At 70.0% G+C, this 13797-nt stretch carries 13 protein-coding genes; 6 read left to right on the top strand and 7 right to left on the bottom strand.

Translation table 11 applies throughout. The features are described 5' to 3' along the window. Positions 1-33: 33 nt before the first annotated feature. The gene (abc-f, locus tag ACIRC0_RS25450) at positions 34-1668 is read right to left on the bottom strand and encodes a ribosomal protection-like ABC-F family protein (protein ID WP_403619665.1); all 1635 of its coding nucleotides are present in this window, start codon (positions 1666-1668) and stop codon (positions 34-36) included. Positions 1669-2146: 478 nt separating this feature from the next. Here abc-f and ACIRC0_RS25445 point away from each other — a divergent pair, with 478 nt between their 5' ends. From ACIRC0_RS25445 to ACIRC0_RS25430, 4 genes are all read left to right on the top strand, one after another. After that, complete coding sequence (locus tag ACIRC0_RS25445) at positions 2147-2869, top strand: molybdopterin-dependent oxidoreductase (RefSeq protein ID WP_403619662.1); 723 nt, start codon at positions 2147-2149, stop codon at positions 2867-2869. Further along, the gene (locus tag ACIRC0_RS25440; RefSeq protein ID WP_403619659.1) at positions 2817-3509 is read left to right on the top strand and encodes a cytochrome b/b6 domain-containing protein; all 693 of its coding nucleotides are present in this window, start codon (positions 2817-2819) and stop codon (positions 3507-3509) included. The genes ACIRC0_RS25445 and ACIRC0_RS25440 overlap by 53 nt, the downstream gene beginning before the upstream one ends. A gap of 442 nt (positions 3510-3951) precedes the next feature. Next, on the top strand, positions 3952-5571 hold the full coding sequence (locus ACIRC0_RS25435) for a tannase/feruloyl esterase family alpha/beta hydrolase (RefSeq protein ID WP_403619656.1): 1620 nt from the start codon (positions 3952-3954) through the stop codon (positions 5569-5571). Positions 5572-5619: 48 nt separating this feature from the next. Next, positions 5620-6210 (top strand): DUF308 domain-containing protein, encoded by a 591-nt coding sequence (locus tag ACIRC0_RS25430; RefSeq protein WP_403619653.1) that lies wholly within the window; start codon positions 5620-5622, stop codon positions 6208-6210. Between the two features lie 439 nt (positions 6211-6649). Here the strand turns inward: ACIRC0_RS25430 and ACIRC0_RS25425 are convergent, their stop codons facing one another. The 6 genes from ACIRC0_RS25425 to ACIRC0_RS25400 form a co-directional block, all read right to left on the bottom strand. Further along, positions 6650-7504 carry a Bax inhibitor-1/YccA family protein gene (locus ACIRC0_RS25425; protein ID WP_403619650.1) on the bottom strand — a complete coding sequence of 285 codons (855 nt, stop codon included), beginning with the start codon at positions 7502-7504 and terminating at the stop codon, positions 6650-6652. A 180-nt stretch (positions 7505-7684) separates the two neighbouring features. After that, entirely contained in the window at positions 7685-8152 is a 468-nt protein-coding gene (locus ACIRC0_RS25420) for an SsgA family sporulation/cell division regulator (RefSeq protein ID WP_403619647.1), read from the bottom strand. Between the two features lie 417 nt (positions 8153-8569). Next, a complete protein-coding gene (locus tag ACIRC0_RS25415) occupies positions 8570-8998 on the bottom strand; it encodes a hypothetical protein (protein ID WP_403619643.1) in 429 nt (142 codons plus the stop codon). A 615-nt stretch (positions 8999-9613) separates the two neighbouring features. Further along, the gene (locus ACIRC0_RS25410) at positions 9614-10390 is read right to left on the bottom strand and encodes a DUF3618 domain-containing protein (RefSeq protein ID WP_403619640.1); all 777 of its coding nucleotides are present in this window, start codon (positions 10388-10390) and stop codon (positions 9614-9616) included. After that, a complete protein-coding gene (locus tag ACIRC0_RS25405; RefSeq protein ID WP_403619637.1) occupies positions 10366-10731 on the bottom strand; it encodes a phage holin family protein in 366 nt (121 codons plus the stop codon). The genes ACIRC0_RS25410 and ACIRC0_RS25405 overlap by 25 nt, the downstream gene beginning before the upstream one ends. A gap of 67 nt (positions 10732-10798) precedes the next feature. Next, positions 10799-11401: a hypothetical protein gene (locus tag ACIRC0_RS25400; protein WP_403619634.1), complete on the bottom strand. Its 603-nt coding sequence runs from the start codon at positions 11399-11401 to the stop codon at positions 10799-10801. Positions 11402-12013: 612 nt separating this feature from the next. On the opposite strand from ACIRC0_RS25400, the gene ACIRC0_RS25395 reads away from it, so the two are divergent. Together ACIRC0_RS25395 and ACIRC0_RS25390 are read left to right on the top strand one after the other, a co-directional pair. Continuing rightward, on the top strand, positions 12014-12436 hold the full coding sequence (locus ACIRC0_RS25395; protein WP_403620322.1) for a heme-binding protein: 423 nt from the start codon (positions 12014-12016) through the stop codon (positions 12434-12436). A gap of 64 nt (positions 12437-12500) precedes the next feature. Next, positions 12501-13295 carry an SDR family NAD(P)-dependent oxidoreductase gene (locus tag ACIRC0_RS25390; protein ID WP_403620319.1) on the top strand — a complete coding sequence of 265 codons (795 nt, stop codon included), beginning with the start codon at positions 12501-12503 and terminating at the stop codon, positions 13293-13295. Positions 13296-13797 lie beyond the last annotated feature (502 nt).

Here is a 13797-nt window from a genome sequence, read left to right as displayed (position 1 = left end):
CTCGGACGCGGGCCACTGCACGCTCCCGGCGGCTCACACCGCGGGGGCCCCCGTCTCCTTGAGCACGCCGTCGGCCAGCCGCAGCCATCGGCTGACCCCGATCTCGGCGAGGAACCGCTCGTCGTGGCTGACCACCATGAAGGCGCCCTGGTAGGCGTTGAGCGCGCTCTCGAGCTGCCCCGCGCTGACCAGGTCGAGGTTGTTGGTCGGCTCGTCGAGCAGCAGGAGGTGGGGCGCCGGTTCGGCGCACAGTACGCAGGCCAGGGTGGCGCGCAGCCGTTCCCCGCCGGAGAGCACCCCGACCGGCAGGTGTGCCCGTGCGCCCCGGAAGAGGAATCGGGCGAGCAGGTTCATCCGCTCCGCCTCGGGGCGCTCGGGGGCGAACGCGGCGAAGTTCTCCGCCACGGTGCGGTCCAGGTCCAGCAGGTCCAGGCGCTGCGAGAGGTAGGCCATCCGGCCGTCGTTGCGTTTGATCTCCCCGCTGTCCGGGGCGAGGTCGCCGGTGATCAGACGCATCAGGGTCGTCTTGCCCGCGCCGTTGGGGCCGGTCAGCGCGATGCGCTCCGGACCCCGGACGGTCAGGTCGACACCGCCCTCGGCGAACACGGCCTCGTCTCCGAGACGCACCTGCATCCCTTCGCCGAGGAACAGGTTGCGACCGGCGGGCACCTTGGTGTCGGGCAGTTCCAGGGTGAGGCGCTGCTCCTCGCGCAGCGCGCGCCCGGCCTCGTCGAGGCGGGCCCTGGCCTCGCTGACCCGGGCCGCGTGCATCTGCCCGGCCCGGCCCGCGGACTCCTGCGCGCCCCGCTTCATGTTGCCGGCGAAGATGCGGGGCAGACCGGCGTTCTTGAGGTTGCGCGCGGCGTTGCTCGCGCGGCGCTCGGCGCGTTCGCGGGCCTGCTGCATCTCCCGCTTCTCCCGCTTCAGCTCCTGCTCGGCGTTGCGGACGTTCTTCTCGGCGACCTCCCGCTCGGCGCGGACGGCCTCCTCGTACTCGCTGAAGTTGCCGCCGTACAGGCGCAGTTCGTGGCTGCCGAGTTCGGCGATGCGTTCCATGCGGTCGAGCAGCGCGCGGTCGTGGCTGACCAGGAGCAGACAGCCGTTGAAGTCCGACAGCACGTCGTAGAGCTTGTGCCGGGCCTGAAGGTCGAGGTTGTTGGTGGGCTCGTCGAGCAGGAGCACGTCGGGGCGCTTGAGCAGCTGGGCCGCGAGGCCGAGCGAGACGACCTGGCCCCCGCTGAGCGTGCTCAGACCGCGGTCCAGGGAGAGGTCGGCCAGGCCGAGACGGTCGAGTTGGGCGCGGGTGCGCTCCTCGATGTCCCAGTCGTCGCCGATGGTGGTGAAGTGCTCCTCGCTCACGTCGCCGGACTCCACGGCATCCAGGGCACGGATGACCTCGGCGACGCCGAGCACCTCGGCGACCGTGAGGTTCGCGCTCAGGGGCAGGCTCTGCGGGAGGTAGCCGAGCGTGCCGCTGACGGACACCGAGCCGGTGGCGGGCTCGAGTTGGCCGGCGATCAGCTTGAGCAGGGTGCTTTTGCCGGAGCCGTTGGGGGCGACCAGGCCCGTACGGCCGGGGGTCGCGGCGAAGGACAGGTCGTCGAAGACCGGGGTGTCGTCGGGCCAGGCGAAGGAGAGGTTCGAGCAGACGATGGCGGCGTCGGACATGGAAGCGACCTCGGAGGTACTGAGGGCAGAGCTTCGAGTTCTGCCCTGGGCAGACATGGGAAAAGGGGTACGACGAAACGGACCACCTTGGCAGCGCCCCTGAGCGCCGGCCGGTGGCCGTCAGATCCGGATCTCACCCGGAGATGTCGTCGTCACCCGCCACGTCTGCGACTCCTCGATACACGGTCTACGTCTCTCGGAGCTTAGCACCTGTCGTGGCCTTGCCCGGTTCCGGCCGTCCGGAGCGCATGTGTGCCCGTGGGCACATGTCGAGCGGGGCACATGCCGCGCTGCCCCCGTTCGCCGTGTTGTTGACAGCCGGACGTCGACCATGACACTATCGTCACCAGTTGAATAGGTGACGCTGTCGTTGTGTGGCTCGACCATGTTCACACGTGTGGACCCGCCCGGCCGGCGCCGTCTGCCGTGCGTCCGCACCTCGCCGGGATCGTCACCACTTGGAAGGGGCACACTGACCATGGCAGGAAAGCCGAAGCCGAGGGCCGAGGGCGCACCGGTGGGACGGCGGGCGATGCTGGGCATGCTCGGCGCGGGCGCCGCGGGGCTCGCCGCCGCGCCCTACCTCCAGCGTGGCTGGGAGGGGTTCCTCGGCGCCGCCTCCCAGGTCGACGCCACCGGGCTGACCGGCCTGCTGCCCGATCCGGGCGGCTTCCGGTACTACAGCGTCGTCGGCTCGGTGCCGCACAAGGACGAGACGAACTACGAACTCACGGTCGGCGGACTGGTGGAGAAGCCGAAGACCTACACGCTCGCCGACCTGCGTGCGATGCCGCAGACCCGGGTCGTCCATGACGTGCTGTGCACGGATGGATGGCGTGTGGACAAGACGCCTTTCGAAGGGGTGAAGCTGGCGGACATCCTGGACGCCGCCGGAGTGCGCTCCCCGGGCGCGGCGGTCCGCTTCACCTGCTTCGACGGTGCCTACACCGAGAGCCTCACCCTGGAGCAGGCCCGCCGCTCCGACGTCCTGGTGGCACTGAACATGCAGGACAAGCCCATCACCCACGACCACGGCGGACCCGTCCGTCTCTACGTGGCCCCCATGTACTTCTACAAGTCGGCCAAGTGGCTGTCCGGCATCTCGGTCACCGACAAGGTCGTTCCCGGCTACTGGGAGGAACGCGGATATGCGATCGACGGCTGGCTCGACGGCGCCGACCGGCACGGCGACGCGGCCTGATCCCTCCGACCGGGTCCGCCGTTTCAGCACCGCCGAGCGGATGGTCCACCGGGCCACCGGCTACCTGATGCTGGTGTGCCTGGTCTCCGCCGCCTGCCTGTACCTCGGGCCGCTCGCCCAACTGGTCGGGCGCCGGCACCTGATGGTCACCGTGCACGAGTGGTCGGGCATCTCGCTGCCGCTGCCCTTCCTGCTGGGACTCCTCTCGGCCGACTTCCGCGCGGACGTGCGCAGGCTGAACCGGTTCGCGGTCTACGACCGGCAGTGGCTGCGGGCCGTCCGCAGGCGCAGGACCGCGCCCGAGGCGCGCCCGGCCGGCAAGTTCAACGCGGGGCAGAAGCTCTACGCGGGCTGGATCGCCGGCGCCGTCCTGGTGATGATGTTCACCGGCCTGCTGATGTGGTTCATGGGCCTGCTGCCCTTCATCTCCCGCACCAGCGCGATCTTCGTCCACGACCTGCTGGCCTGGGCGATCACCTTCGTCGTCCTCGCGCACATGCGCAAGGCGTTCGAGGATCCGGAGGCGAGGCTCGGGATGCGTACCGGATACGTTAGCCGGTCCTGGGCGCAGCGGTACCACTCCCGGTGGCTTCGGGAGGAGCGCGACGGCAGCGTGACCGGGGGAGCGGACGAGGTGTGACGTTGCCCGGGCGGCGGGCGATTCCCTGAACGGCCGGGGCAAGACCGCCTGGTTGGAGACGGGCATCCCGGGCCCCCGGACGCTGCCGGAATGACCTAACACGTTCGTCACCGTCCTCGTCCGAGGCCCGTGGTCGCGGACCGTCATCTGACTGTTGTCGGGTGCTCGGCGTGCGTACAGAGTGGGAGCCGGTCGACGGAGTCCGGCCACTGGTTCACCTGAAGTTCAAACCAACCCTCCGTCACCGTCTTGACCAGTAATAAGGTCCGGATCATTCTCCGGCGGACCCGAGGCTGCCTCGGGTCGCACACCCAGGTCAGGGAGGCGCACGCGCGGACGTCGTCCGCGGTGAGACCGCCGCCCCGGCCACTGTCCTGCTCATCCGCCATACACATGTGTCGCCGCGCCACCAGGCGCACACCTACTTCCCGGATGGATACCCATGAGACGACGACTTCTGACCGCCCTCGCGGCCGGTGTGCCGCTGGCTGCGGCGGTGTACCTGCCGACCGCGTCGGCGGAACCCCAGAACTCCGCCTCCACGCCGCTCAATTGCGACACGGTGTCGGTGAAGGCCCCGCCCGGCACCGAGGTGCAGTCCGTGACGGCGGTGCGCCAGGAGGGCGGCACCATCCAGGGCACCGGGGTCCTGCAGGGCACGGTCACCGACGTCCCGGCCTTCTGCGAGGTCACGGTCACCCTCACCCACCCGGGCGACAGCGACCGCGCCAAGGTGCGGACCTGGCTGCCCATCAGCGGCTGGAACGGCCGCTTCCAGGGACTCGGGGGCGCCGCCTACCTCGCCGGGGACAACAATGTCGGCCTGGCCACCGCGGTCAAGAACGGCTACGCGGCGACCACCACGGACGCCGGCGTCGGCGACGCCCTCGACACCAGCTGGGCACTGAACACCAAGGGGCAGGTCAACGCCGCCCTGCTGAAGAACTTCGCCTCCCGCTCCCAGCACGAGGCGGCGGTCGTCGGCAAGGAGGTCGTCGACGGGGTCTACGGCAAGCGCGCCTCCTACTCGTACTTCACCGGCTGCTCCACCGGCGGACGCCAGGGCTACATGGAGGCCCAGCGCTATCCGACCGACTACGACGGCATCCTCGCCGACGCGCCCGCGATCAACTGGGACGAGTTCGAAGTTGCCACCCTGTGGCCGCAGGTGGTCATGAACAACGAGAAGACCTACCCGACGCCCTGCGAGTTCAATTCCTTCACCGACGCCGCCGTCAAGGCCTGCGACTCCCTCGACGGCGTCAAGGACGGCCTCGTCAACGACGCGTCCCGCTGCGACTTCGACCCGCGCCGGCTGATCGGCACCAAGCTCGTGTGCAACGGCAAGGAGCTGACCATCACCGCGGCCGACGCGGCCGTGGTGCGCAAGATCTGGGACGGTCCGCGCACGCCATCGGGCAAGAAGCTGTGGTCCGGCGTCCCGATCGGGGCGAACCTGGCGGCTCTGGCGGGCGTTTCCGACCCCGACGCCGACGGGAACGTCAAGGGAGCGCCGTTCCCGGTGCCCGCCGACTGGGTCAGGCTGTGGGTGGCGAAGGACTCGTCCCTCGACATCTCGAAGATCACTTACAGCCGATTCACGCAGCTGTTCAAGCAGTCCGAGGCCGAGTACGACAAGGTCATCGGCACGGACGACCCGGACCTTTCCGCCTTCCGCAAGTCCGGCGGCAAGCTGCTGACCTGGCACGGCCAGGCCGACCAGTACATCCCCACCCAGGGCACCGTGCAGTACCGCAAGCAGGTCGAGCGGGAGATGGGCGGCTCCAAGCGGGTCGACGACTTCTACCGTCTCTTCCTCGCCCCGAACACCAACCACTGCGGCCTCAACGGCCTTGACGGTTCGGCCGACGGCCTCGCCGCGCTCACCGCCTGGGTCGAGCACGGCAAGGCGCCCCAGACGCTGCCGGCCACCCTCGTCAACGCCGATGGTCAGCCGATCACCCGCGACCTGTGCAGCTACCCGTCGGTGTCCCGCTACGAGGGCCACGGCGACACGGCTGCCGCCTCCAGCTTCCGCTGCGTCTCCCCGTCCCGGCACTGACCGGCCGGGCCGCCGCCGACTCCCCGACCTGAGAAAGGCCGAACCATCATGAGCACGCAGACAGCGACGCCTTCGAGCCCGGCGACGACGGGCGAGCGCTCCTCCCTGATGAGGCTGTACCTGAGCCGCGGCGTCCTGGCCGCGGCGTGGGCCCTGGCGTTCGCCGGAGCCCACGAGCACGTCGACGCCGTGGCGATCACGCTGCTGGTCGTCTATCCGCTGATCGACGCGGTGTCCTCACTGATCGACTACCGTGCCACCCCCGACGGTTCCGAGCGCCGGGTCACCGCGCTCAACGGGGTGCTCAGCACGCTGGCCGCCATCGCGGTCGGCCTCGCCGGCGTGGGCGGCGAGGCCCCGGTGCTCCATGTGTTCGGTGCCTGGGCCGTCATCTCCGGTGCCGCCCAGGTGATCGTCGGACTGCGGCGGCGCGGCCCCGAGCTGGGCAAGCAGTGGCCGACCCTGATCTCGGGCGGGCTGTCGTTCGTCGTCGGCATCTTCTACAACATCCAGGCCGCGGGCGACAATCCCTCGCTCGACGTGCTGTCGGTGTACGCCACCGGCGGCGGGGTGTGGTTCATCCTCCAGGCCCTGCTGCTGGGCTGGAAGTCCCGGCAGCTGCGCACCCGGACCGTCTGACCGCAGGACTCCCTTCCGGTGCCGTCCCGGCCCGCGCCCCGAGGCGCGGGCCGGGATTTTCGTGTCGCACGGACGGGACTTGGACCGTCAGGTGACGCGGTAACGCACCGGGAGGGACGTCACACCGCGGATGATGCAGGAGTTGAACTCTTGGGGCCGAGCTTCCGCAGCCGGGCGTACGGTCCGGGGGTGTGCGACATGAAGACCGGATCGAGGTCCACTCTGCCGTCCTGATACGGGGACTGCTCGTGCGGCTCATGGCGCGTCTCTCCCGTTCCGGCGGTCTCGTGGGGCCCGGGGGGTGCCCGGGCGGCGCCCCCGGGCCGTCGTCATGGGAACGAGCCCGGTTCCGGTGCGGAGTTCAGGCCCGCGCGGGACGGGGGTGCGGACACGCCGCAGGGGCATGCGCGGTGCGCATGCCCCTGCGGCGTCGGAGAACTCAGTTGTCGCTTTTGAAGATCGTCAGCACCCGCAGCACCTCGAGGTAGATCCACACGAGCGTCGTGGTGAGACCGAAGGCGGCCAGCCAGGCCTCCTCCCGCGGGGCGCCGTAGGCGACGGCGTCCTCGACCTGCTTGAGGTCCAGGGCGAGGAAGGCCGCACCGAGCAGGATGCCGATGACGCCGAAGACGATGCCGAGGCCGCCGCTGTGGAAGCCGAGGCCGTTGCCCGCGCCGAAGGCGGTGAAGAGAGAGTCGGCGACCAGCAGCAGAAGGAAGCCGGTCGCGGCGGCGGCGAGGAATCCGGCGAACCTCTGGGTGACCCGTATCCAGCGCATCCGGTACGCGATGAGCACGCCCGCGGCCACGGCGAAGGTGCCGAGCACCGCCTGGACGACCACGCCCGGCGCGATGTAGGTCGAGACCGTGCTGGAGAGCACGCCCAGGAAGGCGCCCTCGAACGCCGCGTACCCGAGGATCAGCGCAGGAGACGGCGTCCGCTTGAACGCCTGGACCATGGACAGGACGAAGGCGACGACGGCGGCGCCCACGGCCAGGCTGTAGGACCGGCCGATGTTCGCCTCGTCGACGGGCAGCAGGAGCCAGGACAGCACCGCCGTCAGGGCCACGGTGCCGAGGGTCGTCGCGGTGCGGACGATGACGTCGTCCATGGTCACCGCGGTCGAGCCGGCGCGCAGGCCGGTGTCGGCGGGGGAGGCGCAGGGGTTGGTCCGGTAGTCACCGGCCGGGCTGCCGTCGACCGTGGCACCCACCGGCTCGCGGTGATACGCGCCCACCGGGCGTGCGTCACGGGTGGCGCCCCAGCGGGAGAAGATCGGGTTGCTGGTCCTCACGTCATTCCTCCTCGTTCGCCGCATTAGCGGCTTGCCGCACAGCGTTGTCGTCGGGCGCCGGTGGCGGCACACGTGTGCCCGTGGAACATCCACCGGGCCGACGACGGCACCCTGTGCGTCACCACATTGACAGGTGACGTGATGGGGGGCAAGTCCCGCCCGCCCGGGCCGGACGGGCGGTCATTCGGACGGTGCTGCCGGTTCGTCGAGCAGTTCCCTGAGGAATCCGTCCCAGTTCAGGCCGTCCATCTCCGCCTCGGCCGAGACCGTCCGGTAGGTGGCGTCGAGCCACTCCGCCAGCGGCGCGGTGGGCAGCTCGAACAGGGCCTCCATCTCCTCGGACTCCAGAAGCAGCCACGACGTGGGCCGCTCTCCGGGCAGGGCCGGCCACATCCGCACGTCGCCGCACCCGCTCATCGACGTCACCCCGCGGTGCAGGAGTTCGCGGCCGATGTGCCAGATGAGACTGGGCCCACGTTCCGCCAGGAACTCGACCGTGATCACCGCGGGCATGTCCGGGTCGAAGCGGAACTTCGCCCGCATCGGCAGCCGGGTGAATTCGTCGAGCATCTGGTCGAGGTCCAGCAACAGCGACGGCACGAACTCGGGCGCCGAACGCGCCCGCAGTGGTGACTGATCACGACGCATGAGGGGAGTTCCCTTCCGTGGGACGAAGTCTGCGCCCACCACTCTTCGCCAGGGGCCGGACCCGCACATCGGTCAGTTGACGGTCGAAGGGCGGCCCCGATCCGGGCAGTTGACGGAACACCCGCGCCGGTGCGTGGTATCCGTGAGGCTTGCGTCGACGCGATGGCGACGCCGGGGCGTGTCCTGCGGACTTCGGGGCATGTGACGTAAGTCAATTGTCTGTCGCTGTCGCTGTCGCTGTCGCTGTCGCTGCCCGGTGCCGGTGCCGGTGCCGGTGAAGAAAGTGGCGAGCGGCCGGTGCCGCAAGGCGCGCCCACCGAGGCCGTCGCCGCGCACCTACGGCCGACGACCGGCCCCTCGTGCGGCTCGCCGGATCCGGCCCGCGGCTGTCGCTTCCCGCGGTCGGTCAGAGAGGGCTCACTTGGCCTGCAGGGGTCCTGTGAAGGACTTGCGCAAGGACGGCGGAGCGGCGAGGGGGAGCAGTGCGGCGAGCATCTTTCCCTTGAGTGTGCTCGGCTGCCGCGTCAGTTCCACGTCGACCCGGGTGCCGTCATCCTCGGGGGCCATCCGGAAGACCCAGCCGCCGCCGGCTCCGAAGAGCTTGGAGTCGAGCGTGGTGATGGTGACCGTGTCGCCGTCCGGTTCCCACTCGTAGCGCGCGCGCTCCCAGGCGGCGGCGGTGCCCTCGGTGACCTCGGCCCAGGTGTCACCGAGGTCGTGGACCTCGAAGTGTGCGGCGTCGATCGTGGGCCAGGCCTCGGCGCGGGAAGGGCCGAAGTCGGTCAGCACGCCCAGTACGTCCTTCGGGCTGAGCGTGGAGACGAGATGGAACCGTACGACTGTCATGGGCTTTCCTCACCAAGAAGTAACTGCTCTGACTGGTGACGAGATTCCCAGGCGTGTACGTCACCTGTCAAGGCGGTTACTCTAAGAGGGGTGGTCAGTCTCCAGTCAGGAGGCCCATGTGAGACATGTGTTTCCGTGCGGCACGATCGCCCTCGAGTTCGTGGGCACCTTGCAGGTGCGTCGCTGGCCGTGCGAGATCCGTGAAGTCGGCAGCCTCGGGTGAGGCCTTGCCTCGGGCGGCTCCCGTACGATCGCGATGCCACATCGCCCCGGGGTGAGCACAGCCACGGGTCCGTTCTGCTCCGGACGGCGATCTGCGGATCGTCGCCCATACCGCCGCTCCCGGCAGCGACGCCGCCGACCGGCTCAGGCTCCTCAACGTCATCGGAACCCAGGCATGACCGAAGACAGCACCCCCTGATCGAAGCTGGGCGTCACGGTCTCGGGCACCCAGGTCCGGTCGAACGGCGCGCAGCGGTTCCGGCACGACGCCGTGGATCGTGCCGGATGCGCTGCGGGACCCCTGGACCCGCTGCTGTGCAGGGCCTCAGAGTGTCGCCAACAGAGTCGGCAGGGTTCGGTTCGGGCAGCGCCGCGTGGAGGAGGTGTGCTGCCTCAGGGGCCGCTGGTGTCGCCGCGAGCTTCGTCGATGGTGGTCTTTCCGGATTGGCGGGCCTGCTCGGCGGCTCGGCCGGCCTGGTCCTTGGCTTGCTCGGCAGTGGCGTGCATGGCCTGAGTTGCGGTGTCTTTGACCTCCTGGGCTGCCTGCTGTGCCGATTCGGTGGCGGCCTGCTTGAGCTGCTGCCCGGACTCGGATGCGGCTTCCTTGACGGGTTCGAGGGCCGGCGCGGCCTGTTCCGAGAGTTGGGCTGCGGCCCGCTCTTCGGTCTGTGAGGTGGGGATGAGGGTGGCTGCCAGGGCTCCGGCGCCGAAGGCGATCAGGCCGGCCGCCAGCGGATTCCCCTGAGCTTGTCGTGCCACCTGCTGGGGAGCTTGTCTGATGGCTTCTCCCGTCTGCTGCGCGGTCTCCCGGGTGCTCTCGGCGGCCTGGCCGACGGCGGCCTGCACCGACCCGGCTGTCTCGGAGGCCGTCTCCCGCGCCGATTGGGCTGCCCCGGAGGCCGTCTCCCGCACCGACTGGCCTGCCTCAAGCGCCCCCTCCTGCACCGACTGGGCGACTTGCCGGGTACGGTCTGCGCTCTGCCCTGCGGCCTGGGAGACGGTGCCCATCACCTGGTTGCGAAGCCCCTTGATCGCGCCCCGCACGCGGCGGGTGCGACGTTTGACGATCTGACGGGGCCGGGCGCTGCCGGCCAGCCGGGACACGTCCGCGGAGAGCTTGTCGCGGGTCGCTTGGATGTCGGCCCTTATTTCGTGGGGTGCCGTGCCCATTGCACATCCTCCTTCAGCGTTTCCACGGTGTGCTGCGGTTTCGGCGACACGGTGCGCATGCGGGAGCGGCCCAGGGCGTAGAGAACCGCTGCGACAGCTGCCCATATGCCCGTGACGACCAGGGCTGCCCAGGCTGGGTGTATGACGTTGGCCAGGCCGAAGACGGCCGCGAGCGACAGGAAAAGCGCCACCATGGCGCCGGCGAAGCCCGCCCCGCCGTACATGCCTGCGGCCTTGCCCGCCTTGGTCGCCTCCTGCCGCATCTCGGCTTTCGCCAGGTGGACTTCCTGGCGCAAGAGTGTCTGCACATCCGATGTCACCTCGGACAGCAGTTCTCCCATCGACGCATCAGGGCGGACCGGCTTGTGGACCACCTGTCCTCGTGACGGCGAATACGTTGACGACATGTCACAGCTCCGGACTCGGTGGTGACGAGGCCGGGCTCAGCTGAGTCGGCTCATACGGGTAGTCCGGTATCTCCCGGGATGCCTTCGTCGGGGCGTCCGGCACTGACGCAGGCCGCGTCCCGGCAGTGCTGCGGGAGCCCGCGCCGTCGCCAGCGGCGGCACGGCCGGCCTTGGCCAGCCGCCCCGCGGCGAAACCGGCCAGCAAGGCTCCGCCCAGGAACACCCCAGGGCGTCTGCGAGCGAAGTCCTGCACGTCGCTCACCAGGCCCTCGGCACCGCGCCGGTCGAGATAGTCCGCCGCACGGCGACCACGTTCCGCAGCCTGCGCCACCACGTTCTTGGCCGGCGAATCCTCCTCGGCCCTGTCGGCGAGAGCGGACAGCTCGTCCGCCCACTGCCGCACGGCCCCGGCCCCGCGCCGTGTCTGTGTCTCCGCCTGCTCCACGACGCGGCCCCGAAGATCGCGCGCCATGCCTCCGGCCTGTTCCTTGGCCTGTGCGGCAACTGCTTTGGCTTGCTCACCGGCTGTGCTGACGACCTCTCCCGCGGCCTCCCTCACCTGGCCGGCCGTCTCCGTCGCTTCCTGCTGAGCGGTCTGCGCCATCTGTCTCGTCCCTGCATTCGCTGGCTGGTTCATCGTTCCTCCCTCACGACCGGCCCTCGCTCAACGCCGGGCCCTCCGGCGGTCTCCGCGGGCTGGTGAGGCTGACTCCCCGACCGACTAACCAGAACATTTTGGACAAAACACAATAGCTGTCCAGTTTGTAGCCTTCCGGATCCCTGCCTCGTACAGGTCCGACACGACGCAAGGGTCGGCACGACGCAAGGGCCGACACGACGCAAGGACGGTCCGATCCGCCGACACTGATGCGGGGCGGGGAGCGGGGCCTCGCGTCCGCGCCGACGGGGCTCTGGTCGCTGACGCCGCCGTCTTCGCCATCCAGTGCGCATTCACGTCGTATACGGGGCTCACGTCGGCGACATGACCCACGGCGATGGCGTTCGTGCGCGCCCGGCGAGTGGCGGCCCAGATGATTGCGTTCGCGCACAAGAGGCGTTTGAAATAACCAGCGTGTGCAATTAATGTGAGTGAAGGGCGGCCGGTCCGCACCGCTGCCGAATGCGGCGAGGGCACGGCCACCCGTCTCGATCCGTCCGACGCCCCTGCGGGCAGTCGGCCCCGTCAAGCAACATCTGGAGACCGTTCCTCATGACCATCACTGCCACCGCCGTCACTCCGCTCACCGTCGGCGACGCCGAGTTCCTGATCCACACGGCGCGCTCGGCCGCCGAAGCCGCCGGTGTCCCTGTCGCCGTCACCGTCCTCGACGCAGGCGGCCACATGCTCGCCTTCCGACGGGACGACCGGGCCGTTCTCATCGCAGGTGAGACCAGCACGCGGAAGGCGTACACCGCTCTGCAGCTGAACGCCCCCACGGCCGACCTGGTCGACGCCGTCCAGCCCGGCGGTCTCTTCCACACCCTGCCGACCGGCCTGGACCGCCCGTTGCTGTTCATCGCCGGCGGAGTGCCCGTCCACCGTGACGGCCGGCTGATCGGTGCTCTCGGCGTCGGTGGCGGAGCTCCGGAACAGGACCACTCCTTCGCCGATGCGGCCGTTCAGGCGCTGAAGGCCTGACCTTCTCGCGTCGAGGTGCCGGTACGGGTACCTGTACGGGACTACACATGAAAGGGCTGGGATGATGCAGATCGATCTGAAAGGCCGCACGGCACTGGTCACCGGCTCCACACAGGGCATCGGCGCGGCGATCGCCGCCGGTCTGGCTCGTGCCGGGGCCCGGGTGGGCGTCAACGGCCGCACCCCGCAGCGCGTGGACGACAGCATCGCCCAATTGGCACAGGAGGGGCCCGGGGCGGAGCTGGTCCCGGTCGCGGCGGATGTGACAAGCGAGGAGGGCGCTCGCCAGGCCGCGGAAGTCCTGCCGCAGGTGGACATCCTCGTCAACAACCTGGGCATCTTCGGCGCCGAGGACCCCCTGAGGATCACCGACGAACAGTGGCGGCGCTACTTCGAGGTGAACGTACTGGCCGCCGTACGCTTGACTCGCCTGTACCTCCCGGGCATGACCGAGCGGGGGTGGGGGCGCATCCAGTACATCGCCAGCGACTCGGCGGTCGTCATCCCCGCGGAGATGATCCACTACGGCATGTCGAAGACCGCGCTGCTCGCGGTGGGCCGGGGCTTCGCCAAACAGGCCGCCGGCACGGGCGTCACGGTGAACTCCGTGATCGCCGGGCCCACCCACACCGCAGGCGTCGAGGACTTCGTCTACGAACTCGTCGACCGCGACCTGCCTTGGGAGGAAGCCCAGCGTGTCTTCATGCGCGAGCACCGGCCGCAGTCGCTGCTGCAGCGCCTGATCGAACCGGAGGAGATCGCCAACATGGTGGTCTACCTCAGCTCCGACCAGGCCTCGGCCACCACCGGTGGCGCACTTCGGGTGGACGGCGGATACGTCGACTCCATCCTGCCGTGAGCGAACCTGACGGCGGTGCGGGAAACGGCGTCCGGCGCCGTCTCCGGCCGGGGGCGGACGCGGACGGAGGCGGTCAAGCGCCCCTCATCGGCCGGCGCCTCCGCTGTGAAGCCGGTCCGCACGGCGGACAACGCTTGGCCGTCTGCCGGCCGGGGCGCGGCCGCTGCGCCCCGGCCGCCCCTGGCTTGCCGTCCCCGGCATCCGGCAGCGCCCTCTCCTGCAGACGCTGGGCGGGCGATGTCCTTCAGCTTCAAGCGGCCGACACCGCGGGGTCAGTGCGCCTCGACTGTGGACACGTCTGACCTCCCAGGTGGGTTGCGTCCACCTCCGGCCGGGATGTGGCGTGTCCGGTGGCTGGGCCCGATGCGGCACGGCAGCGGCCGTGGGGATCAACGCCTTGGACGCGGGGAACGCGCCAGGTCCCACGTGCGAACTGACGGACGACGTCTTGGCACGGCAGATGCGAGCCCTGGCGACCGCTTGCCGCGAGCACGTGGCCCGT

This window comes from Streptomyces sp. NPDC093984 (assembly GCF_044764595.1).
In the GTDB taxonomy this organism is placed as follows: Bacteria; Actinomycetota; Actinomycetes; order Streptomycetales; family Streptomycetaceae; genus Streptomyces; species Streptomyces cynarae.
Note: the sequence above shows the minus strand (reverse complement) of the source record. Positions and strands in the feature narration are given on the sequence as shown.

What these genes read in the sequence shown, in the direction of transcription:
- abc-f (WP_403619665.1), bottom strand. Translation starts at nt 1,668, where the DNA reads ATGTCCGACGCCGCCATCGTCTGCTCGAACCTCTCCTTCGCCTGGCCC.
- ACIRC0_RS25445 (WP_403619662.1), top strand. Translation starts at nt 2,147, where the DNA reads ATGGCAGGAAAGCCGAAGCCGAGGGCCGAGGGCGCACCGGTGGGACGG.
- ACIRC0_RS25440 (WP_403619659.1), top strand. Translation starts at nt 2,817, where the DNA reads ATGCGATCGACGGCTGGCTCGACGGCGCCGACCGGCACGGCGACGCGG.
- ACIRC0_RS25435 (WP_403619656.1), top strand. Translation starts at nt 3,952, where the DNA reads ATGAGACGACGACTTCTGACCGCCCTCGCGGCCGGTGTGCCGCTGGCT.
- ACIRC0_RS25430 (WP_403619653.1), top strand. Translation starts at nt 5,620, where the DNA reads ATGAGCACGCAGACAGCGACGCCTTCGAGCCCGGCGACGACGGGCGAG.
- ACIRC0_RS25420 (WP_403619647.1), bottom strand. Translation starts at nt 8,152, where the DNA reads ATGCGTCGTGATCAGTCACCACTGCGGGCGCGTTCGGCGCCCGAGTTC.
- ACIRC0_RS25415 (WP_403619643.1), bottom strand. Translation starts at nt 8,998, where the DNA reads ATGACAGTCGTACGGTTCCATCTCGTCTCCACGCTCAGCCCGAAGGAC.
- ACIRC0_RS25410 (WP_403619640.1), bottom strand. Translation starts at nt 10,390, where the DNA reads ATGGGCACGGCACCCCACGAAATAAGGGCCGACATCCAAGCGACCCGC.
- ACIRC0_RS25405 (WP_403619637.1), bottom strand. Translation starts at nt 10,731, where the DNA reads ATGGGAGAACTGCTGTCCGAGGTGACATCGGATGTGCAGACACTCTTG.
- ACIRC0_RS25400 (WP_403619634.1), bottom strand. Translation starts at nt 11,401, where the DNA reads ATGGCGCAGACCGCTCAGCAGGAAGCGACGGAGACGGCCGGCCAGGTG.
- ACIRC0_RS25390 (WP_403620319.1), top strand. Translation starts at nt 12,501, where the DNA reads ATGCAGATCGATCTGAAAGGCCGCACGGCACTGGTCACCGGCTCCACA.